Raw genomic sequence first — 23,628 nt, 5'->3', positions numbered from 1 at the left:
GCAGAAAATTCTGCCCGTTTATTATTTTTATAATAATTTTATTTTGTCTTCTATAATATCTACGATCTTATCTTTATAAAGTCCGCCAAGTGCCTTTTTAAAGTTCTTCTTGCTCATCTGAAGCTCATCTTTGATTTCTTCAGGAGAAGACTTGTCTGAAAGATAAAGAAGTCCGTAGTTGTCATTCAGTTTGTCAAGAATTCTCTGTTTGAATTCGTCTATGTTTTCAAAACCTTCCGGCTGTAAAGAAACATCGATCTTACCATCTTCACGGATATCTTTGATATAGCCCCCTTCCTCTGATAATGGATACAGTTTTTTGAACACATCAGATGCATAAATAAGTCCGATATATTTCTTATTGATCACCACATTCCAGCCCAGTTCGCTTTCATTCATCATGATCAGATCTACTTTGTCCCCTTTTTGGAAAGGAAGATCCTGGTACTGTGGATTTCTTTTGAACTTTGTAGTTCCGGTAATCAGATCAAGGGCTTCATCTACATAAAGATAAACCAGATATCTTTTCCCTTCAATAATTTTGGATTTCTGCTGTTTGTAAGGAATAAAAAGATCTTTAATGATTCCCCAATCCATAAATGCCCCGCTCGGAAGACTCTGCACACAGCTCATTACAGCATACTCGCCTACTTCCGCTAATGGAATTTCAGTGGTCGCCTTTAATTTACCGTCATCCTGATAAACAAAAACTTCAACGTCATCATCAATTTCTTTTTCATCGCTGGTGAAAACCTTAGGCAGGAAAGCCTTTTCTCCTGATTCATCCTTAAGGATCCATCCTGAATAGTTTTTGTCTGAAATTTTTAAAGTCTGGGTTTTTCCGAGTTGCATTGAATATAAAATTAGCCACAAAGGTACGGAAAATTGAAGATTTTAAAACTACATATGCTGCTTAACCTGAACTTAGGTCAAGAAAATTAAGGTTATGAGAGCTTCGAAGCCGGAAAAGGGAGGCTTGGAGTTACTATTCGTCATTCATTTTATAGGTTCTTTTAAAATTTGATGAGATGATAGTCTAAAAAAATAACAAAGAGCATAATAGTTATGCTTTTGGGCTTCAACAACTTCCCTCATCCAGCTTCAAACTTCCTTAAATCAAAGAATTTTGAGGTTGTCAGACTGAGAATAAAACCTGTACATTTGACCCCACAAAATACCGCCATGAAACTCTATTCTTTTCTTATTCTTTGTCTGATTGCCACCACTGCTCATGCACAGGTATTGGACAAAACTGTCTTTAATGTAGCCTATCGATATACAGGACGAAATATAATACAAGGCGGGTTATCTTATAGAATCAACAGCTCGGCAAAAAAGTCATTTGTCGTTGGTACCTCAATCCTGTACACTCCCATAGAAAGCAAAGCTCAATTTTTACCGGAAGCCAATTTTTATTATGTCAACAGAGATGGCTATTTATTTGACCTTTCTTTAAACCCCTATTCCATAGAGCCACGGTTGGGAATTTCGCTCTTTAATTTTATCTATCTCAATACAGGATATGCACTGCCCATTCACAGGGAAAAATATTTCAAAGGACTAACTTTTGGCGTACAGTTTAATATTGCTCCCGTAAAAAATTCAGATTTTTATGAGCGTATGAGAATCGTACAATAAAAAAGAGAAGCCTTAACTTCTCTTTTAATATCGGGCTCAATTCCTATTGTGTTACACTGAAATGAGCTTTAATTTCTTTCAGTTTTCCGTATATTTTTTCCAACAGCTCATCCGAAAGATGATGAAGATTAAAATACGTTTTAAGAATAAAAGCCAGCTGATCCGGCTCTGTAATCTCTGAGGTTTCTTTTCTTCCGTCGTTCCAGCGGATATTAAATGTACTGTTAAAAAGGGCATATCTGGCCTCTTCATCCACTCTGGTAATCATTAAAAACCGGTTAAACACAGAACCCTGGCCAGTTGCAATATACCAGTTAGCCATTTCCAGATCTGATAGCTCCACTTCTTCCAGCGAAAACTTATAAATAGGCAACCATTCATCCTTTAAAACTTCCAATCTGTAAAAATCTTCTGTTTTTACCAGACGGAACAAACCATTCGGTGTTTCCTGCTCGATATCTGTATTCAATATGATCGGGGAAGTAAGGGTCATAGAGCCGAAGCCCACGTCTACAAGGTATTTCACACCATCTATCTCTGTGGTGAGCATCATATGAGTGCGGGCGGTTCCGGTTCCGTCTTTACTGCCCCACACGACTCTGGCCAGATGCATTTTAATGGTAAAACCTAACGTTTCCAAAACATCTTTGAACAATGAATTCTGCTCATAACAATATCCTCCTCTCTGAAGCGTAACCAATTTATTTAAAACATCGTCCAACTTCAATGAAGGCGTTTTTCCGGTAAAGGTTTCTATATTTTCAAAGGTGATATTTTTCGGGTGCAGCTGATGCAGTCTTTTCAAAAGCTCTAATTTTTCTATATTTTCTGCCGGTTGTTCTGCTTGTATTCTATTTAGGTACAGATCCAGTTGCTGGTTTTCCATAATGTTGAATTTTAAATTTATTTTTTTCAAATATCGGGATTGTTCAGATCTCAAAAATAGGTCAAAAGAGAGAATTACGAGGACAAATCAATCATTGTCCCTTTTCTTCGTATTGTTATAGCAAAAAAGAGAAGCACTTTGCTTCTCTTTTATCTATTTTGGCAGCTGTGGTGCCCTCATTTTGTATTGATAGCTGTGCAGCGTTTTCAGGAAATTTTCCAGGTCTGTGAGTTCAGCGTCTGTAAGATTCAGTTTTTCCAGCATCCCTGATTTTTTCGGGGCCAGCGGGCTGTCTCTGTTTCTCTTTTCATTAGGCATTCCGGCATTATACAGATTCAGGACTCCTCTCATGTTAGGAAATAATCCATTGTGCATATAAGGCGCCGTCTGTGAAATTTCTCTCAGGGTAGCTGTTTTAAATTTCCCTACATCTTCATTCTTCTTACTGATATTATAAAGTCCCAGATCTTCATATTCCCTTCCGAAATAGGTAAGTCCTACATTGTGAAACTTCTGATCTGAGAAATAAGGTGTATTGTGACAGTTGATACAGTTCGCTTTTGTTCTGAATAAATGCAGTCCATTAATTTCAGAATCCGTGAGTGCATCCTTTTTCCCTTCTACAAACTTATCAAATTTCGACTTCGGGCTGATGATCGTTCTTTCAAAAGTAGCAATAGCCTTGACAATGTTCTCTTCAGTGATTTTCTCTGTTCCGAAAGCTTTTTGAAAATAGTCTCTGTATCCTTTGATCTTTGCAATTCTTTTCACCGCCAGTCTCGAATGCAGATTCATTTCTAAAGGGTTTTCTATCGGTGCTTTGGCCTGTTCTTCCAGACTTGCCGCTCTTCCGTCCCAGAAATATTCTTTGGCATAAACGATATTCAGAATCGTAGGGGTATTTCTTGTTCCCTGCTGCCTGTCGTGACCATACGCTACTCTTCTTCCGTCTGCCCAGGCCAATTCAGGATCATGACAATTCGCACACGAGATCTGTCCCGATTTGGAAAGCCTAGGGTCAAAGAAAAGTACCTTCCCCAGTTCTTCCTTATCTTTGGAATAAGGATTGTCTTTTGGAAATTCAGGTTTAGACAGAGATCCTATATCCTGAAAACCTTCTTTGGCTTCATCAAACAAATGAGGTTTCGGCCAGAGATCATGATTTCCGCTTCCATAAAGATCTCTCAGTTCCTGATGGGTGTAGCCTTTCTGAATACTTCCAAAATCAGAAAAAGAATAAATGGCAAACAATACTGCCGACAGCGGCAAAAAATACTTCATAATTTTCTAATAAAACAGGGATATTCCCGCATTGAAATACAGATTCGGAGTTCCGTTGTAGTCCGTATTTTCTTCCAGTCTTTTATTCAACGGGAACAATGTCGCAAAATTAGTAAATATTTTCAGGTCTGTCTTAGCGCTCACCTTCTGATAAAACTGAAGTCCCAACTGAGGTCCCATTTTTGAAGTGCTGTCAAACTCATGATCGTTTCGGATCACATTGTCATACAGCAAAGTATTGGAAGATGCCGCTTTATAATCCAGGCTTGTATCCAAAGGAAAATAAGACATCGCTCCTACTTCCAGATTCACTTTCTGCTTATCGGTAAAGAAAATATCTTTGTTGAATTTTAAATTCAGATTCAGGCTTTTGACATACTTATAAGTGGCTCCGAGAAGATCAATCGCAGAAAAATCACTGTAAACGGCTTCAAGCGTTGTTCCCAGCTTTATTTTTTCTCCGTCTCTCAGAAGAAAGTGGTTCGCCGTTGCGAGTCTGTCCATCGTCATTCTGTAGTTTTGCCCGAATTCCGAATTGTTATAATTATCTCCCGTTATGCTCTGGAAATTGGCATTAGACATAAAATCCATCCTGTCACCTTTGTACCAGTAATTGGCATCAGTGCGGTAGTTGACCAGTCTGTATTTCATTTTCTCCAGGCTTTCGTCGAAATAGGTAGATCCTGAGGCTGAATTTCTTTTTTCTCCATCATTTCCGTAAAGATTCTGCATTTTTTTACTGTAGGAGAAATTAATATTGAAGAAATTTCTCTTATTTTCAAATGCATAGCCTCCACCAAAATTACGGTCTATCGTTCTGTAGCTATAGTCTGTATAAGACGGGAAATAGATGAGTCTTCCGTAACCGTTGGAAAATCTCACGTAGTATTCATTATTGGCCGGCGCATTTACAGATTCGTTGACAGCCATCAGATCATAAGTTTCAGATCTCCTTCCCATCCCTCCGAAAACAGAAAGCTGGTGTTTCCCCAAACGGTATCCTGCAAATAATTTCCCTGAATAATCTGCTGTATTGATATGCGGTCTCGGATCAGATTTCCTGTAAGAGCTTTGGTTTTTGTAATCGATTAAAGTTCCAAGCTCAAGGCCCTTCCAAGGATTGTAAGACATACCTCCCTGTACACGGTAGTTCTGAGTTTCCCAATTTGCTTTTTTAGGGACGAAAAGGTAATTCGGGTTCAGTACCAGTTCATCTTCCGTTCTTCCATTGGTCAGATTAAAACCGAGATTTTTCTCCGTGACAAACTGATAATCGAAGCTTCCTAAAAGCCTTAGCTTTTCAGAAATATTAAAGATGCCCTGTGTTTTAAAGGCATACTCATAGGATTCTTCTGCCGTCTGTACCCTTTTCATAGTAAGGTCTTTTACCGTTGCCTTCAGTTCTGTTTCTGTAAAATCTGAAAACTTCTGCTTTGAAAACTGAATCGGGTTATCCCAGATTCTGCCCAGCTGATTATAGTAGATCTGATTTCTCGGGATAAAAATGCTGTCATGCAGCTGCGCCGAGGCACAACCGAATGACAGTATAGGAATGATATATAAAGTCTTGAATTTCATTATAAGTTATTGCTGGAAACCTCTTGGGTTTGCCGTTTGTTTTACAAAATCGTTTGCTGAATTGTTGGTATCTGCCAATACTCTTCTCTTACCACCGTTATTTGGCATATCGACAAGTTCTTTTGTTTTTCTGATCACCGCCTGGGAATTGAATGAGCCGTCACATGCGATAGATGCAGCATCAATGGAAGCACTCAGCATTTTCGGTCTCTGAGAGTTCGGGTTATTGTGCTGAAGATCTACCCCATCTATAATAGCGCTGTTCGGGATCTGTTTAAAGTATCTTGTATTGGAATTAACAGTCACTACCGATGGATCAGAATAATCAGCAAGTGCATCCAGATCATTCACTCTGAAGATCACAAAGCTGTCTCTTCCCAAATTGTCCATAATAAAGTCATTATTCGGGCTCCAGTATCCGGTTCTTCCCCAATAGGCAATTTTCATATCCGGTACGGCAGGATTCTGAATATCAAATTTATAAACCGGCTGCCCGATAGAAAGGTTGTAGTCTCCTAAATAAACTTCAAAATTAGAGGTACTCAGATCTACCGTCAATGCTGGATTTTGGATATTAATGGGATTTCCGGTATTGTCTACCAGCGGTGATTTGTGATTCACCCCGTTTTGTGCAATTACGATGCTTCCTCCTGGTAAAATCGGGTACTGGGTTCCGTTACCCGGAATTTTCAATATATAATCTGCATAGGCATAGTCTGTATTGGCAGCGTTCCCTATCGTCATACCGATAGATTTACTCCAGTCGAACTGTCCATTCGCCTGAGAATAGGTATTGTTGGTGGCGGTATTCACTTTACCGTAAAGCTGTCCTATGTACAATCCGTCTGCATAGATCACCTGATCGGAATTATTATAAATTTCAATGAACTGATCTCTGAAACTTGCACCCTGTATAGCATGAGATCCTGCATAATAGATCTGTTTGATCAGAAGATCCCCTACTCTTGCTCCTTTTACTTCTACAGAAGTTTTCTGGATATTAGCACTGATGATCGCATTTTCCTGAACACCGTTGAAGCTCATTTCAGCAGATGCAGATTGGTATCCAAAGGTGGCAAGAAATTCATCAGCCAGCATTTTTTTGGATACGGTAATCTTGTATGTTCCCGGAATAACGTTTTGAAAATTGGCATATCCGTTCGCATCTGTATCTAAAGTATACGTATCTCCGGAATTGTTGTTGGTCATTACAACCGTTGCTTTTTTAGTACGCTGATCACCATAGACTGCTTTCTCGTAAGATACCTCCACCTGATATGCAACAGGCTGTAATGTGGAAGTGCTTCCATTTCCGAAATCATCATCACGACAGGAAACCAGCATCAGTAGTAGGGTTAAAAAGCTCAGTAACTGTTTCATAGTGTTTATGTTTATCATCATGTTTAAAATTGATATTCTATTTTGGCCCCGAAAGAAAGTTTCAGAAGATCTGTTTTCAGGGTTTCAATTGTTCTTCCGTTTTCCGTTTTAGACTGAATCTGTTTCAAGTCAAGGAAGTTATTGGCGTAGAAAGAAAATTTAAATCCGTTCTGAAAGTCTTTGGAAATTTTAAGGTTGAAATTATGGAAGACCTTCCCCAGCTTTGTGTTTTCTTCATCCACATCATTGTCTTTAATGCTGGCAAACTGTTTCGGATCATTGATCTGTTCAGGGGTCATCTCCACTTTCTCCATATTCGTATTGATGTAGGCATAGAGTGATTTTGGGTTGATGATCAGTTTATCATCAACGAAGAAATGCTGGGTACGGAAGGAAATCACCAGTCCTGCTTTTGGCAGATGGTAATTCACAGCTGCACTTACCGTCATCTGTTTGTATTGGGATTCTACCGATCTGTATAAGCCGTAAATAGCCCCGTCAGCAAGCGTTTTGGAATCTTTATAACGGTCTACATTGGAATTGTTTTTCGTTTCCACGTAACTTCCGTTGATGTCCAGACTGATATTTCTGATGGGAAGCTTATTAAGGTTCATCATTAATTCCAAACCTTTATCCTCAGATTTAAGACTGTTTACAATCCTGTTCTGCAGATAAAAATAGTTACTGTATCCCGTAATATCGTAGGTAGGCGTATTGTTTCCGTTATAATTGATCTGAAGCTTGGCCTGCTGCCTTTTTGAGGCATAATATTCGTTGGTAAAACCATCATAAAGCTTGTTGTAATAAGCTGTAAGTCCCACATTTCCGTAAGCGAATTTATAATCAACACCCACTTCGGAACGGACACTTCTTGAAGGCTTCAGATCTTTATTGTCGGCATAATCTACAAAAGTCTGTACCACTCCCACATTATAATATCCCGGAAGACGCACGTCTGCAAGAATCTGGTCATAATATCTCGGACCTGTATAGATCATGTTGATGGAAGGCGCTTTGGATGCAATACCGAAACCTCCTCTGAACTTAAAGTTTTTATAAATTAAATAGGAATTGATTCTTGGCTGCAGCACAGAAGAGCCGAACTGGTTGTCAAATCTTACCCCCGCATTTAAATTAAAGATATAATTCCCAAATCTTTTGAAAACATTGTCTTCTGCATACACGGAATATTGGTACTCAGCTCTTACGTTCTGTCCGAAGTTATATGGTCTGAAAGACTGCCCTCCGCCTGCAAAAGTAGTAATCAGCGTTTCCGGAGTTCCCAATCTTCCTCGCCCTTTATTATCACTGCTTCTTAATGATGTTCCTACTAAGAAATTATGCGTCCAGTCACTTTTGGTTCTGAAATTCTTTTTCAGCTCGGCAGAAAGAAATACAGAGATTGGCTTTCCTTCCACTTCCTGTACCTGTCTGTAGTTGATGGGCGTATAAGAACCAGTATAAACATCGTTTGTGGTACTAGTTCCTACAATTTTACCCCCGGAATTCACAAGCTTGGAATCATAGGTGTTTTGGTAAGACCGGCTGTAATTGGCATTGATGCTCAGGTTATCAAAAAATGATTCTTTAAATCTCCAGTTAAAGCGGTTCGAGATTCTTACAGACCTGTTTTTATTTTTAATGATTTGTTTGGAATCATCTTCTTCCTCAAAATTGGCATTGTCGAAATTATCCCCATAATCTAAGGAAAGGGAGTTACTGATGTTTTTATTTTTGTTGTAAACGGTCCACATCAGGCTGGTAGTAACCCTTTGGTATCTGTTGAACTTCGTTCTCGGATCTGAGTTTGAGCTTAAATAATTCACGTTTACATTCAGAAAACCCAGTTTATCATTGATCTTTACGCCTTTATTAAGGTTAAATTCCTGAGTTCCTTCTCTTAAAGCAATATAGGCTCTGTAAGGTGTCTTTCCGCTTTTCTGTTGAATATTTACAAGACCTGAAGTAAGATCCCCGTATTTTGCAGATGGAATTCCCTGAACCACTTCCACGCTTTCGATGTTTTCCACCGGAATTTCTCTTAAGTCAACTCCGAAATTGGCATTGGAAAAATAACCATTGTACCCGTTTGATTTACCAAAGCCCAACATATTGGGATTGAATAGTGATCCTTCATAATTTAGTGAATTAGCAATAGGAGAATAATTCCCTGTATATCCCTGCATATTTTCATTATTGGAAATAGGAATACCATCTACCACGACAGCTGTACCAAAGGATTTATTTCCAAAACCTTCTGCACCAGTTCTCATCAAAGATCCAAGATTGGTAGAACGGAAAACGATGGGTTTAAATTCATTCAGAGAAAGGTTTCTCTGCTTCTGTCCCGGAATCTGTTCCAAAACCTCGTTCAGAGAGAACGCCTGAATATTTTTCAAGGCTTCCTCTTTGATTTCAATTTCGGAATAGTTTTTCTTTTTGGCAGCCAATGCAATTTCCTTGATGCGGATAGATGCAGCCTGCATTTCTACCGTGATCCTGTCAGCAGGAACTGTGATATAGGTTTGTCTCTCTTCCAAAAGACCGGATCTTGAAAATACCAGCGTCTCATTAGAATGATAATTGATCTTAAATAGCCCTGAATTATCCGTTACCGTCCATATTCCGGTGTTTTCCACACCGACCTTGACTCCCGAAACAGGCTTCTTACTGTCTGCTGCCACTACTATCCCGGTCACAGTCTGACCACTCACGGATAGGATAACAAACTGAAAAGCAAGGAATAATACTTTCTTCTTCAATTTTAACAATTTTTGGCAAAATTATTTATAATTTTTCTAAATAAAAATAAAAGCATTGTGATTTTTCATGATTTTTTACTTCACAAATTGTGGACTTATTTAAAAGAAGAATAAATTTACATGAAATATATAAGCAGAAAAAGATTAGAATACCCGTTCTAAGGCTGATATATGCAGAATAATGCCAATTTTAAATAACAAAAAAGAGAAGCATTTTGCTTCTCTTTATGTATTAAGATTTTGCGACAAACTCCATGAGTTCCCTCTTGCTGTTTTCAAAATCAAATGCATCGTAGACTAAGAAATACCTGTTTTTATCTGCACATCTTTTGTACATCGATTTAGCCAGTGCCAGTTTATTTTTATCAAAACTGATATATTTCACCAGATCTCTGATTTGTGCTGAAGTGAACATAGAACTGCGCATCTGCTGATTGATCATAGCCAGTTTACCATCATCGAACTTTTCGTTATTCTGTAACCTATCAAAAAACTGACGGAAAGTATTATTATCCATCACGTTTCCTGAATTATATCCGTCTCCCGGATGATTTCCATAGGGATTATTCCAGACATCATTCCAGTCATTAAAACCATAAGACTGGCTTTTAACAGGGTAAAGATCCAGTAAGTAAAGGCCTTCGTTGGTGAAGAAATCCAGAACCATTCTGTTGTTGTTACGCAGTATTAACGTTGTTCTGTACAGCAAAAACCCATTTTCATAGATCGACACAGGTATTTTACCGGATTGAAGATCAAAAAAACGGTATTTTCCGGAACCGTTTGAAATCATCTGATCACCAATTTCAACCGTGAAAAAGCCCTGTTCCGGGATTCTCAGAAAAACTTCTGCGTACCCATAGTTTTTATTCCACTGATAGTTTGGATTTTTTGATGTATTGTTTGAATTACCTGTCTGATTATATTTTGACTGATCAAAACCCTTCGCTTTTGTCTTTGCATTTCCGGAAACCTGCATTTCTGCTGCGGAAGCTTCATTTTTTAAAAGCTCACCCGCCTTTCCTGCTTCCTGAGCAAACGAGTATATTGCTGCAAAAAACGCTAAACCTATAAAAAATTTCTTCATAAAATAAATTTGCTTTGTCGATCTCCATTTTTATGCCAAAAAAAAGAGAAGTGTTTCACTTCTCTTTTAATATTTAAATTTTTAAATCTTTCAATTAAAAATTAGATATGGATCGGTCTCTTACCTGTAGCATCCAATGCAGCTTCTTTAATCGCTTCTGCATAGGTCGGGTGAGCGTGAGAACTTCTTGCCACATCTTCAGCACTTGCACGGAACTCCATTGCAATAACTCCTTCAGCGATAAGGTCGGCTGCTCTTGCTCCAATAATATGCATTCCTAAAATCTCATCTGTTTTCTCGTCTGCAATGATTTTCACAAGACCGTCGATATCACCACTTGCACGGCTTCTACCTAACGCTCTCATTGGGAAAGAACCTACCTTAATGGCAACTCCTTCTTCTTTCAATTGCTCTTCTGTTTTACCAACTCCGGCAACTTCAGGCCAAGTGTATACAACACCAGGGATTAAGTTATAGTTGATATGTGGTTTTTGACCTGCAATGATTTCAGCAACCAAAGTTCCTTCTTCACTGGCTTTGTGTGCAAGCATTGCTCCTTTGATCACATCTCCAATTGCGTAGATGTTTGCAACGTTAGTCTGTAAATGGTCGTTTGTTTTTACTCTCCCTCTTTCATCAAGTTCAACACCAGCTTTTTCAAGACCAAGACCGTCTGTATAAGGCTTTCTTCCTACTGAAACTAAACAGTAATCTCCTTCTACAACTACCTCTTCTCCTTTTTTATCTTTAGCAGTAACTTTTACACTATCTCCATTTCTTTCCACGGCAGATACAGCGGTAGAAAGCATGAACTTCATTCCCTGCTTTTTAAGAACTTTAGTCAATTCTTTACTCAATGCACCGTCCATTCCAGGGATGATTTTATCCATGAATTCAACAACAGTTACCTGAGCTCCCAATCTTAAATATACAGAACCTAGCTCAAGACCGATTACCCCACCACCAATTACTACCAGGTGCTTAGGAATTTCTTTAAGGTTTAACGCTTCTGTAGAAGTGATCACTCTTTCTTTATCAAGATTGATGAAAGGAAGTGAAGACGGTTTAGAACCTGTTGCAATGATGGTATATTTAGATTCAATAGTTTCAGAAGAACCATCGTTTTTCGTGATTTTGATCTGAGTAGCAGATTCGAAGCTTCCCAAACCTTCAAAAACAGTGATTTTGTTTTTGTCCATCAAAAACTGGATTCCTTTAGTCGTCTGATCTACCACCTCGTTTTTACGGGCAACCATTCTTGCAATATCGGCCTGTGGCTCATTGATAATGATTCCGTGACCTGCAAAATTGTGTTTTGCATTTTCGAAATGTTCAGAACTGTCTAAAAGTGCTTTTGACGGAATACATCCAACGTTAAGACAAGTTCCGCCTAAAGTTGAATATTTTTCAATAATTGCTGTTTTGAAACCTAACTGAGCTGCACGGATAGCAGCTACATAACCTCCAGGACCAGAACCGATTACGGTAACATCGAATTGACTCATGTTATTGTATGAATTTGTTTGTTATTATCTTACTTAGTAATCACAAATTTACTGATTAATTGCCACACACCCAAGTGAGTTTTATCAAGTTTACAGATGAATTTGGAATTTGCAAAAAACAAGTGTTATCTGTTTGCATTGATCCATATAATGACGGCAAGAATAATCAAAGGAATTCCAATTTTAATTCCTCCTAAAGTAATCACTACCATCCCTGCTAAGAGAACCACAGTACCTACTATATATAATATGATGCTTATAACAGAACGGTATTTATTTTTTTGTTTTATGGCTTTTTGTTTCTCAGCATGAATGTCTTTCATGACTTCATCTACATCTTGTTGATCATACCCCTCCTGAATGATGAGTCGATAGATGTATTTTTCATTATAATTTTCAGCAAGATAACTTCTATACTTATTGTATATTTCCTGTTTTAATTCGCTAGTCATGGTTAAAAAATTTTAATTATTTTATGGAATTTATTGTCATCCTAAAATAATCAATAGAACCTATATGCTTATTTATATTTTCACTTTATAACAGAAATCACGCATCTACGTTCATTTTTCCGGATCCAAACATTCCGGCACTTTCAAAAAACGAGCCCCCATACACATACCATTCAAGGCTTTCCAAATAGTCCACTGTATTTTCTGGGGTCATCTGTAAGCGGTCTTTTTTCGTAACGATGCCTTTGTACCATCTTCCCGATTTGGAAAAATGCTCGAATTCAACGAAATAACGAACCCATATTCTTTGACATAGTTTGCACTGTTGAATCGTTACTTCTGCATATCTTCCGTTCGTATGGTCTATACCTAATTCAGAACTTCTGTATTCCGTATAGTCCGAAGTCGGTTTTTCACAGGCACATCCAATTTTGGGGATTGTATTCATTGATGAATATTGATTTTAAATAAAATTAATGAAGGCCAAATGTAAAGAAATATGAAGTCATAACGCAAATCCTGGACTTATTTCTTCATCAGATCCATCAGAACCTTTTCATATTTATCGAGAATGATATTCTTTGAGAATCTTGATCGGATAGAGTTTTTTATAGCATCACGGTTATAATTTCCCTGAAGAACCTTCATTATTTTCTGAGAGAAATCTTCATAGTCTTCGATATTGGAAACTTCCCCATTGATCTGATGCTGAATGATCTCGTTGATCCCTCCGGGACAATTATTGGCCAGAGAATAGGTTCCGCACGCTCCGGCTTCCAGAAGGACATTCGGAAAACCTTCATATCTTGAAGAAAGAATAAAAAGATCGGCATATTTCAGATACTGGTAAGGGTTATCTTTCCTGCCGTGAAAAATGACATTTTTTAATCCCAGAAAATCTTTCGTCTGCAGCAAGACATCTTTGTCTTTGCCGTCACCCAGAATATGAAGCAGGATATTTTCGTTTTTAAGTCTTGAAAACACTTTCAGAAGATTGTCGAAGCCTTTTCTCGAAGACAGATTACCGATTGCCACTACATTTTTATAATTGTATTTAAAGCAGTCCGGCTTGGTAGAGCTGGCTAATTTTTCATTGATAAAATCAAAATCAACAGGATTATTTATTTTGACAATTTTCTTTTTCTTAATATTGAAATTATCGACAAGATCATTCATCATATCATCACTTTGCGCAATGATCTTCTGATAGTTATTGTAAAAGTTATAGAAGAATTTAATTTCTTTTCTGGTCACATGCTGCGTCACCACATTGGTTTCCCTGGCGATGAATTTCGTCCTCGGGAAAAGTTTGATAAATAAAGCCAGATAGGCATTCACCTCACCAAACCCTGAGAATACAATATCCGGTTTCCGTCTGTAGATTTCTCCCAGAATAGGTTTTAAAGAATGTCTGATCCGCTCCGTATTGATGTCGATGATTTCAACATCTTTTTTCAAAAAATTAAGATATCCGCCCTGTTTGCGGAGCAACAGGATTTTGGGTTCAAACCGGTCTCTGGACAGGTGATTCGCGATGGTGGTAACAATCCTTTCTGCACCACCGGTTTCCAGATCCGGCAGAATAAATATGACAGAAATCTTTTTCATCAGTTAAAGTTAGTAAAAAGTTTTATTAACCTTTAATTTTAAGTTTTCGAAGATGGGAATAATCTCATTGATATTTTCAACACTTAAAAAGACATATTTGTCTTCATCAAAGTTCATCCCACTTCTTTTAAAAAAAGAAAAAGGATCATCGTTTCTTCCAAAAATAGTCTCCGGTTCACCAAAAATAATATTTCCAAAAAAATTATTATTCATTTCGATGTTGATCTGATCTATTTCTTCCAATTTTTTTTCCTCCAAAATTTCTTTAGTTGACTTTTCAGCAATAATAATTCGCTCATTGGTAATGAGATAATAGTTATTTTTTAAATCTGAATATCTTAGAATCCATCTGAAAAATGCTAAATACAACCCCGTTCCAAACATAAATATTGCAAAAAAGAAAAAGAAAGAAGTCATATTTAAAAGAAATAGTGCGGAAATTCCCAAATAAAAAAAAGAGAAAACAATTCTCAGTTTCTCCGTCATATTAAAAAAGAAACCCTTCTTTGGAAGAATTTCTTTTAAAATTATTTCGTTATTCTGTAAATTCATTCTTAGTTAGCTACGTCACTGATGAATTTTATTCTCAGCATTCTCACTTCTTCATCAGACAGTTCATCTCCAAATTCATCCAGAAGCACTTTCATGCTGTCGCTTTCAGATTCGGTCATGAATTCCATGAAGCCGTCTACAATATCTTCATCGAAGTTATCTTCAATATAATAATCGATATTCAGCTTTGTTCCCTGATAAACAATACTTTCCATTTCCTTTAAAAGCTCGTTCATCGAAAGATTTTTGGCCCTTGCAATATCTTCAAGATCTATCTTTTTATCGGTACTCTGAATGATGAAAACCTTGTGACTGGATTTATTCGCCACCTGCTTAAGCACCATATCCTGGGTACGCTCAATATTGTTATCCTCAACGTAAGTTTTAATGAAGTCTGCGAATTCTTTACCGTATTTTTTGGCTTTTCCTTCTCCTACTCCATAAATTTTCGCAATTTCATCCACCGAAACAGGATACTGAACCGTCATATCTTCCAAACTCGGATCCATGAAAACGGTATAAGGCGGAATCCCATATTTCTTGGCTACTTTCTTTCTCAAATCTTTCAGCTGACCGAATAAATTCTGATCGAGTCCGCTGCTGGCCTGCATCTGCACCTGTTCGCTCTCCGCTTTGGTCTGGGAAAGATCGAATTCGCGGTCTTCAGCGATTAGGAATGGTTCTTTAGGCTGATGATCTAAGAAGTTTCTCGCTTTGTCTGACATTTTTAAAACGCCATACGTTTCAATATCTTTTTGCAGAAACCCCTGAACGGTAGCCTGTCTTAAAATGGTTTTCCAGTAATTATCTTTTTCCTCTTTTCCAAAACCGAAATGAGAAGTCTGTTCCAGTTTGTAGGATTTTGTAACGGCATTTTCTTTTCCGACGATGACGGAGATCAGATCTTTAGATTTGAATTTTTCCTGAGTATCTCTGATGAGTTCCAGCACTTTTCTCAGATCTGCCGTAGCTTCTTTTAATTTTGGAGGATTGGATGAATTGTCGCACATGTCTGCACCATCTCCTTTGACCGGATCGAAATTTTCTCCAAAATAATAGAGAATATACTGTCTTCGGCTCATGGAAGTTTCCGCATAGCCTACCACTTCATTTAAAAGCTGAAGCCCGATTTCTCTTTCAGAAACAGGTTTCTGGGCAAGGAATTTTTCCAGCTTTTCAATATCCTTAGGGTCATAAAATGCAAGACAATAGCCTTCGCCGCCATCTCTTCCTGCTCTTCCGGTTTCCTGGTAGTAGCTTTCAAGAGATTTAGGAAAATCATAATGGATAACAAAACGCACATCCGGCTTGTCAATTCCCATCCCGAATGCGATAGTGGCTACGATCACATCTACTTCTTCCATCAGGAATTTGTCCTGATTGGCCACTCTTACTTTCTGGTCGAGACCGGCATGGTAAGGAAGGGCATTAATTCCGTTGACCTGCAACAGCTGCGCAAATTCTTCCACCTTTCTTCGGCTCAAACAGTATATAATTCCCGATTTTCCTTTATGATGATTGATAAATCTCACAATCTCCTTATCTACATTGACTTTCGGGCGTACCTCATAATATAGATTCGGACGGTTGAAACTTTCCTTAAAAACCAGTGCATCGGACATTCCCAAAGTTTTCTGGATATCATCCTGAACTTTTGGTGTTGCTGTTGCGGTCAAAGCGATCACCGGAACATCAGCAATCCTGTCAATAATAGATTTCAGGTTCCGGTACTCAGGTCTGAAATCGTGTCCCCACTCTGAAATACAGTGTGCTTCATCTATGGCTACGAAAGAAATTTTTACATCTTTCAGAAAATCCAGATAATCATCTTTGATCAATGATTCCGGAGCTACGTACAAAAGCTTGGTTTTACCGCCTCTGATATCATCAAAGACCTGTTTTGTCTGTGTTTTGTTTAATGATGAATTTAAAACGTGTGCCACCCCGTCATCAGATGAAAGACCGTTTACCGCATCTACCTGATTCTTCATTAACGCTATTAAAGGCGAAACAACTATTGCCGTGCCTTCTGAAATAAGTGCCGGAAGTTGGTAACACAATGATTTACCTCCTCCTGTTGGCATTAAGACAAATATATCCTTCCCACTAAGTAGGTTTTCTATAATTTCTTCCTGCTGGCCTTTAAATGTAGAAAACCCGAAATACTTTTTCAATTCGCCTGATAAATTGGCTTTTTTTGCGCTCATCTAATTTTCTATTGCTAAATTTGCATCCAACCCAAAGTTATAAAAATTCTGCTTAAAATAAAAGCGAACGAATTTATAAAAAATAAAACTTATATTAAATATTCTTTTTTAAATATAACGTTTTTCATTGGATTTTTTGTATACCTTATACTTATAAAATGGAAAGAAGCGACATTATTTCAATTGCCAAGAGCACATTAGAGATAGAAATTTCAGAACTTGAGAAATTAAAGAACAGGATAGATGGAGATTTCGCCAAAGCAGTGGAGATTATTCATTCGGCAAAAGGGAAATTAATTGTTGTGGGAATCGGGAAATCTGCCCATGTAGGCAATAAAATAGTAGCCACTTTAAATTCTACGGGAACACCTTCACAATTCCTCCATGCTTCAGAAGCGATCCACGGAGATTTGGGTGTGATTCAGAAACAGGATGTCGTTTTATGCATCTCCAACTCCGGAAATTCACCCGAAATAGCGAATCTTGTCCCTTTTCTGAAAGATTATTCTTCCGCATTGATAGGGATGACCGGAAATAAGAAGAGTAAGCTTGCTGAATTCTCTGAAATTGTCCTGGACACCCACGTAGATGTGGAAGCCTGCCCGAACAAACTGGCTCCTACAAGTTCTACCACCATTCAGATGGCGCTTGGAGATGCGATGGCTGTTGCTTTAATGGAACTTAATGACTTCAGGGAAAATGATTTTGCGAAATTTCATCCGGGAGGTAGTTTAGGAAAGAACCTTGTTTCAAAGGTAGATCAGTTCTTGTCCCCGCAAAAACCTCAGGTAGAGGAAAACGCACCGGTAAGAGACGTCATCATCTCGATCAGTGCATCCAGCCACGGAATCACAGTGGTCACCGATGAGGAAAAGATCATCGGAGTGATTACAGATGGTGATTTAAGAAGAATGCTGATGAAGGGAGATGATATTTCTAAAGTTCAGGCAAGAGACATCATGTCTGCCCATCCTAAAACCATTGAAAGAGATACGCTGGCCAAAGATGCCATGAAAATTCTGAAAGAAAACAACATAGGCCAACTGATTGTCACAGAAAACGGAAAATATTTCGGGATTATTGACTTGCATAAGCTCCTGGATGAGGGGATCAATTAATTCTAACCGAAGTCATCTTCAACACTAATAAATCAACAGGCGGTATTCATTATACCGTCTGTTTCTTTTCTGAAAATCAAACATCAAGGTATTGCCCTTATAAACTTGCACAAAATCCTACCCAATAATTCTGAATACTGATTATTATTTCATAATTTCGCAGACTTAAACAGCTTTACGCTGACAAGTTTACTATTTTAGATAGACTGTACTATATGGACGAAAAAAAAGACATGTCCTTTTTGGGGCATATTGGAGAATTAAGAGGTCATCTTGTCCGCTCAATTATTGCTATTATAGTGGTAGCTTTTGCCGTAGGATTCAATATCAACTGGATCATGGACCATATCTTTTTTGGGCCTACAAGAAATGATTTTCCAACTTTCAGGGTAGTCAACCACTTCTCTAGAATGCTTTTGGGAGAAGACAGTATTCATCTTCCAAAAGAATTTCCCGTTCGTGTACAGAGACTTTATCAGCAGTTCAACGTCATGATGGCTGTGTCTGTTTTCGGAGGTATCGTAGGAGCTTTTCCTTATATTGTATGGGAACTGTGGAGATTTATCGGACCTGCACTTCATCCGAAAGAAAGAAAAAACTCAATCTTTATTATCAATGCTGTTTGGATTCTTTTTATGACCGGCGTTTTATGCGGTTATTTCTTAATCCTACCATTTGCTGTTAATTTTGGAGTTATTTTCAAAATCTCAGATATTATTATTCCGCTTTATGACTTAAGCGACTATACAACACTCTTTTTACAAGTGATTTTAGGAATGGGAATTATCTTCCTCTTTCCTATTCTGATCTATTTCCTTACGAGTATAGGGATTCTGACACCTATGTTTATGAAGACCTATCGTCGTCACGCAATCGTTCTGATCATGGTTGTAGCCGCGATCATTACACCGGCCGATGTGTTAAGTATGATGATGGCTGCTTTCCCGTTGCTTATTCTGTATGAATTCAGTATTATCATGTGTAGTTTTACCTACAAAAAAGTTCAGAAAAATGCAGCAAATCTGCCAACTGTTCTATAACAAAGATTAAATTTAAATTACAAAATACTATCAAACAACTCTTTACACCAAAAGAGTTGTTTTTTTTAATACTTTATTTTCAATAATTACTGAAAGTTCAAAAATATTTTTATCTTTGAATAGAAATTAATAAGACAAATCCCTCATACCATGAAAAGCATTTATAACACAATTAATTACGGTATTGCTACAGTCTGGATGATCAATGGGCTCTTCTGTAAAGTATTGAATTTCGTTCCGCGACATGAAGAGATTGTTGCCAGAATTTTAGGCGGTGATTATTCAAGACTGTTCACTATTCTGATCGGATGTTCGGAAGTTGTGATGGCGGTGTGGATTTTAACAGGAATCAATTCCAGATTCAATGCACTTGCTCAAATTACAATCATTGCAGCGATGAATCTGCTTGAATTTATATTGGCTCCCGATTTACTGCTATGGGGCCGATTCAATTCACTGTTTGCGTTTCTCTTTATCTTACTTATTTATTTCAATGAATTTCACCTGAATCCAAAAAAACTGAATCATCATGTTTAACTTTTTAAAAAACCACCCGTTTGCTGTTGAAGCTTTTTTCGAAAGTTCTCTGGTTCTGACCTTTGCACTTCCGAAAGAACAATTGCAGCACCTTATTCCTGAATGTCTGGAGCTTGACACCTTTCAGGATCAATGGGCTTTTGTAGCGGCAGCCATGGTTCAGACGAAAGATTTACGTCCGAAAGGCTTTCCAAAATTGATGGGAAATGATTTTTTCCTGATCGGCTACCGGGTATTTGTACGATACAGGAGCAATACCGGTAAAAGATTGCGCGGACTGTACATTCTTAAATCTGAAACAGATAAAAAGAAAATGGAATTCATGGGTAATATATTCACTCATTACAATTATTCTACGACAGACATTCTTCAAACGGAAAAAGAAAATGTAAAAGAAATACAGTCAGTGAAGTCCGGATTTAAAGTCAGCATCAGCAAAACGGAAGAAAATATATCGCTCCCTCCCCATTCTCCCTTTTCAGACTGGAAAGAAGCAAGAAGATTTGCAGGACCATTGCCTTTTACTTTTACCTACAATAAAGAAACCAAGGAAGTTCTAATCATAGAAGGCGTCAGACAAAACTGGACCCCTGAACCGATACAGATTCTAGATTATCATTTCGGGTTTTTAGATACGCTGAAACTGGAAAACCCTGTTTTAGCCAATGCTTTCATCATTAAAAACATTCCATACTACTGGAAAAAAGGAAAAATTGAACCATGGAAACAACAAGAAGAAAATTTCAGGGCGTCTTAAATATTTTAAGCTTTAACCGACATTTTTATATTGTAGGAATCGGAGTTTTAGCTTTAGTTACCATCAGCCACCAAATATTTGAATGGTCAGATCTTCCGTATTGGATCATCATCGCTGCATTTCTTTACGGATTAATCATGCCATTAATCGTATCAGCCTATGTGTATGATTTTTCGGGATATTACAATTTTCAATGGCTGAAAGACTGTTCTATTGATGAATCTAAAGTAAAAAGGATTATAAATATCAATGCCGGCTTTGATGAAACGAGCTATATTATCAAAAACAATTTCCCACAGGCTGATTTAAAAGTATTTGATTTCTATGACGCAAAACGGCATACGGAACCGGCCATAGTAAGAGCTCGGAAAGTGAGTATTATATATCCTGATACACAACAGATACAGTCCAATTCGATTCCTGTACCTGACCAGTCTGTTGATCTAATTTTCCTTCTTTCTGCCGTACATGAAATAAGGTCACATGAGGAAAAGATACTGTTCCTGAAAGAATGTCACCGCTTATGCAAACCCGAAGGAAAAATAATTATGGTAGAACACCTTAGAGATTTCTCGAATTTTCTGGCTTTTTCTGTAGGTTTCACTCATTTTTTCTCAAAAGCTGTCTGGAAAAATGCTTTTAGTCAGGCAGGTTTTACATCATTCAAAGAGGTAAAATTCACCGCTTTTATGTCAATTTTCATTTGTACCCCATAACCATCTCATACTATGGAACTGCATTTACAAATAACCGGAATGCTGCTGATCGCTTTGGCATTCGTACATATCATTTTTCCTAAGTATTTTAACTGGGAAAAGGAACTTCAGTCATTGAGCCTGATGAACCGGGAAATGATGAGGGTCCATACCATTTTTATTGCTTTAACGGTATTTCTCATGGGTTTGCTCTGCTTAACCTCTCCACATGAGCTTACTGAAACGGGTTTAGGTAAAAAAATAACCCTTGGATTGGCGGTCTTCTGGACCACTAGACTGCTAATTCAGTTTTTCGGATATTCTTCAGAATTATGGAAGGGAAAAGCTTTTGAAACTTTTATCCATATCATTTTCTCTTTATTCTGGATATACATCAGCGGTTTGTTTTGGATCATCTGGTTCCAATAAGCAGAATAAAATTATTTGTGCTTAAATCTAAATTATTGACATTAATTTTTCTATTTTTGGTTGAATTTAATTTGAATTTAAATGAAAAAGTTGACATATACACTTTTATTCGCTTCGGGGCTGGTCTTCGGGCAGTTCTTTGAAAAGGATAAAGTTTTCACCAAACAGGATACTCTGAAAGGGTCTGATACGCAATTCAGGAATTTTTGGGATGTCAAAAAATATGATCTTTCCGTAGAACCGGATTTTGCCAAGAAAAGCATTAAAGGATATAATAAAATCAGCTTTGAGATCACCAAAGATATTACGGATCCTGTCTTCCAGATCGACCTTCAACAGCCGATGAAAGCAGATAAAGTAGACGCTAATTTCCCTGTTGCCAACTATAAGCAGGACGGTGATTTTATTTTCGTTACTACCAAAAAGAAATTCAAAAAAGGTGAAAAATACACCATTGATGTTATCTATTCCGGAAACCCTGTAATTGCAAAAAATGCACCGTGGGACGGAGGCTGGGTTTTCGCTAAGGATGAAAAAGGAAATCCATGGATGAGTGTTGCCGATGAAGGAATCGGAGCATCGATCTGGCTTCCGACAAAAGATATCTGGAGCGATGAACCTGAAAATGGGATCATTATGAAGATCATTACTCCGAATGACCTTGTAGGGGTAGGAAACGGGAGACTGATCAATAAAAAAACAGAAGGTGGTAAAACGGCATATACCTGGGAAGTAAAGAATGCAATCAATGCCTACTCCATCATCCCGAATATCGGTAAGTATGTCAATTTTAAAGATACATTTACTGGTGAAAAAGGAAAACTGGATCTGGATTACTGGGTACTGGATTACAACCTTGAAAAAGCAAAAAAACAGTTTCAGCAGGTAAAACCTATGATGTCTGCATTTGAATACTGGTTCGGGCCTTATCCTTTCTACGAAGATTCTTACAAGCTTGTTGATTCCCCGTATCTGGGCATGGAACACCAGAGTAATGTAGCGTACGGAAATGGCTATATGAACGGTTACCGGGGTTCAGATCTCTCGGGAACCGGTGTAGGTCTTAACTGGGATTACATCATCATTCACGAAAGCGGCCATGAATGGTATGCCAATAATATTACGGCAAAAGATCAGGCAGATATGTGGATTCATGAGAGCTTCACCATGTATTCCGAAGTTCTTTTCACAGAAAAATACATGGACAAAAAATCAGCTGACCAGTATGCTATAGGCATCCGTGGAAACATCCAGAATGATGTTCCTATCATCGGTAAATACGGTGTGAGAAACGAAGGCAGCGGTGATATGTATCCAAAAGGAGCGAGTATGCTTCACACCATCAGGCAGATCATCAACAATGATGAAAAATTCAGACAGATTCTGAGAGGAATGAACAAAGATTTCTATCATCAAACCGTTACTACAAAACAGATTGAAGATTATATGTCTTCAAAATCAGGCATGGATTTATCCAGTATTTTCGATCAATACTTAAGAACGGTTAAAATCCCTACGCTTGAGTATTCGCAAAACGGAGAGTCTTTAAAATTCAGATATACCAATGTAGTGAAGGACCTTAAACTTCCGGTGATCATTAATGGAGATCAGACCATTAATCCGACAGAAACCTGGCAGACCGTAAAACTGAAAAAATCTGCACCAATAGAATTCAATAAGAACTATTATATCAATTATAAAAACGTTCAGTAATTATATTATAAAAAGGCAAATTCGTTACTCCCGGATTTGTCTTTTTTATTTCCTTTCTTTTCGTCTTTTAAAATTTTAAGAAAAATTTAATAGGACATCCCGTAACAAAACTATTAAAAAAACTACTATTTAACTATAAAATTTAAACCTAATGAGAAAAACAGCAATCAGCCTGGGTCTATTCGCCGCATTTCTGGCCAATGCCCAATCCATAAAAACGACGATTGATCTTGTGAATGTAAAAGACGACAAGGTAGCCGTTACCATGGAATTTCCGAAAATGAAATCCGGAGACCTCAAGTTTCATTTTCCGAAAACCGTTCCGGGTACCTATTCTGTAGATGACTACGGAAGATTTGTGGAAGGCATCAAGTTTTACGATAATAAAGGAAGAGAACTTACC

Annotated in this window: 21 protein-coding genes and 1 pseudogene; 9 read left to right on the top strand and 13 right to left on the bottom strand. The window is 37.8% G+C overall.

Annotated features, from left to right (window positions below):
* Nucleotides 1–27: 27 nt before the first annotated feature.
* The gene (locus LC419_RS12235; RefSeq protein WP_223607626.1) at nt 28–852 is read right to left on the bottom strand and encodes a S1 RNA-binding domain-containing protein; all 825 of its coding nucleotides are present in this window, start codon (nt 850–852) and stop codon (nt 28–30) included.
* Between the two features lie 330 nt (nt 853–1,182).
* Here LC419_RS12235 and LC419_RS12230 point away from each other — a divergent pair, with 330 nt between their 5' ends.
* Nucleotides 1,183–1,638: a hypothetical protein gene (locus LC419_RS12230; protein WP_223607625.1), complete on the top strand. Its 456-nt coding sequence runs from the start codon at nt 1,183–1,185 to the stop codon at nt 1,636–1,638.
* 43 nt (nt 1,639–1,681) lie between these two features.
* Here the strand turns inward: LC419_RS12230 and LC419_RS12225 are convergent, their stop codons facing one another.
* The 12 genes from LC419_RS12225 to recQ all read right to left on the bottom strand — a co-directional run bounded on the left by LC419_RS12225 (nt 1,682) and on the right by recQ (nt 16,936).
* Nucleotides 1,682–2,524: an arylamine N-acetyltransferase gene (locus LC419_RS12225; RefSeq protein ID WP_223607624.1), complete on the bottom strand. Its 843-nt coding sequence runs from the start codon at nt 2,522–2,524 to the stop codon at nt 1,682–1,684.
* Nucleotides 2,525–2,677: 153 nt separating this feature from the next.
* Entirely contained in the window at nt 2,678–3,805 is a 1,128-nt protein-coding gene (locus LC419_RS12220) for a cytochrome-c peroxidase (RefSeq protein ID WP_223607623.1), read from the bottom strand.
* A 6-nt stretch (nt 3,806–3,811) separates the two neighbouring features.
* Nucleotides 3,812–5,383, bottom strand: coding sequence for a DUF6850 family outer membrane beta-barrel protein (locus LC419_RS12215; RefSeq protein WP_223607622.1), 1,572 nt, complete (start codon nt 5,381–5,383; stop codon nt 3,812–3,814).
* Nucleotides 5,384–5,389: 6 nt separating this feature from the next.
* Nucleotides 5,390–6,763 carry a DUF4876 domain-containing protein gene (locus tag LC419_RS12210; RefSeq protein ID WP_223607621.1) on the bottom strand — a complete coding sequence of 458 codons (1,374 nt, stop codon included), beginning with the start codon at nt 6,761–6,763 and terminating at the stop codon, nt 5,390–5,392.
* A gap of 23 nt (nt 6,764–6,786) precedes the next feature.
* Complete coding sequence (locus LC419_RS12205; RefSeq protein ID WP_223607620.1) at nt 6,787–9,525, bottom strand: TonB-dependent receptor; 2,739 nt, start codon at nt 9,523–9,525, stop codon at nt 6,787–6,789.
* Nucleotides 9,526–9,757: 232 nt separating this feature from the next.
* A complete protein-coding gene (locus tag LC419_RS12200; RefSeq protein ID WP_223607619.1) occupies nt 9,758–10,612 on the bottom strand; it encodes a DUF4476 domain-containing protein in 855 nt (284 codons plus the stop codon).
* Nucleotides 10,613–10,713: 101 nt separating this feature from the next.
* On the bottom strand, nt 10,714–12,117 hold the full coding sequence (gene lpdA / locus LC419_RS12195) for a dihydrolipoyl dehydrogenase (RefSeq protein WP_223607618.1): 1,404 nt from the start codon (nt 12,115–12,117) through the stop codon (nt 10,714–10,716).
* Between the two features lie 125 nt (nt 12,118–12,242).
* Nucleotides 12,243–12,569 (bottom strand): hypothetical protein, encoded by a 327-nt coding sequence (locus LC419_RS12190; protein ID WP_223607617.1) that lies wholly within the window; start codon nt 12,567–12,569, stop codon nt 12,243–12,245.
* A 97-nt stretch (nt 12,570–12,666) separates the two neighbouring features.
* Nucleotides 12,667–13,017 carry a hypothetical protein gene (locus tag LC419_RS12185; RefSeq protein ID WP_223607616.1) on the bottom strand — a complete coding sequence of 117 codons (351 nt, stop codon included), beginning with the start codon at nt 13,015–13,017 and terminating at the stop codon, nt 12,667–12,669.
* A gap of 77 nt (nt 13,018–13,094) precedes the next feature.
* Entirely contained in the window at nt 13,095–14,177 is a 1,083-nt protein-coding gene (locus LC419_RS12180; protein ID WP_223607615.1) for a glycosyltransferase, read from the bottom strand.
* A gap of 9 nt (nt 14,178–14,186) precedes the next feature.
* Nucleotides 14,187–14,594 (bottom strand): hypothetical protein, encoded by a 408-nt coding sequence (locus LC419_RS12175; RefSeq protein WP_223607614.1) that lies wholly within the window; start codon nt 14,592–14,594, stop codon nt 14,187–14,189.
* Between the two features lie 137 nt (nt 14,595–14,731).
* A complete protein-coding gene (gene recQ / locus LC419_RS12170; protein ID WP_223607613.1) occupies nt 14,732–16,936 on the bottom strand; it encodes a DNA helicase RecQ in 2,205 nt (734 codons plus the stop codon).
* Between the two features lie 158 nt (nt 16,937–17,094).
* On the opposite strand from recQ, the gene LC419_RS12165 reads away from it, so the two are divergent.
* The 8 genes and pseudogenes from LC419_RS12165 to LC419_RS12130 form a co-directional block, all read left to right on the top strand.
* Nucleotides 17,095–18,054, top strand: coding sequence for an SIS domain-containing protein (locus tag LC419_RS12165; RefSeq protein ID WP_223607612.1), 960 nt, complete (start codon nt 17,095–17,097; stop codon nt 18,052–18,054).
* Between the two features lie 215 nt (nt 18,055–18,269).
* Nucleotides 18,270–19,094, top strand: coding sequence for a twin-arginine translocase subunit TatC (gene tatC, locus LC419_RS12160; protein WP_223607611.1), 825 nt, complete (start codon nt 18,270–18,272; stop codon nt 19,092–19,094).
* 150 nt (nt 19,095–19,244) lie between these two features.
* Entirely contained in the window at nt 19,245–19,631 is a 387-nt protein-coding gene (locus tag LC419_RS12155) for a DoxX-like family protein (RefSeq protein ID WP_223607610.1), read from the top strand.
* Nucleotides 19,624–20,388 carry a DUF2071 domain-containing protein gene (locus tag LC419_RS12150; RefSeq protein WP_223607609.1) on the top strand — a complete coding sequence of 255 codons (765 nt, stop codon included), beginning with the start codon at nt 19,624–19,626 and terminating at the stop codon, nt 20,386–20,388. The genes LC419_RS12155 and LC419_RS12150 overlap by 8 nt, the downstream gene beginning before the upstream one ends.
* A complete protein-coding gene (locus LC419_RS12145; RefSeq protein ID WP_223607608.1) occupies nt 20,352–21,104 on the top strand; it encodes a methyltransferase domain-containing protein in 753 nt (250 codons plus the stop codon). Before LC419_RS12150 ends, LC419_RS12145 begins: the two co-directional genes overlap by 37 nt.
* Before the next feature lie 12 nt (nt 21,105–21,116).
* Nucleotides 21,117–21,512 (top strand): hypothetical protein, encoded by a 396-nt coding sequence (locus tag LC419_RS12140; RefSeq protein ID WP_223607607.1) that lies wholly within the window; start codon nt 21,117–21,119, stop codon nt 21,510–21,512.
* 81 nt (nt 21,513–21,593) lie between these two features.
* A complete protein-coding gene (locus LC419_RS12135; protein ID WP_223607606.1) occupies nt 21,594–23,225 on the top strand; it encodes a M1 family metallopeptidase in 1,632 nt (543 codons plus the stop codon).
* A 151-nt stretch (nt 23,226–23,376) separates the two neighbouring features.
* Nucleotides 23,377–23,628 (top strand): annotated as a pseudogene (locus LC419_RS12130) (peptidase M61); the annotation flags it as partial.

The organism is Chryseobacterium sp. OSA05B (assembly GCF_019970065.1).
Taxonomy (GTDB): Bacteria; Bacteroidota; Bacteroidia; order Flavobacteriales; family Weeksellaceae; genus Chryseobacterium.
Note: the sequence above shows the minus strand (reverse complement) of the source record. Positions and strands in the feature narration are given on the sequence as shown.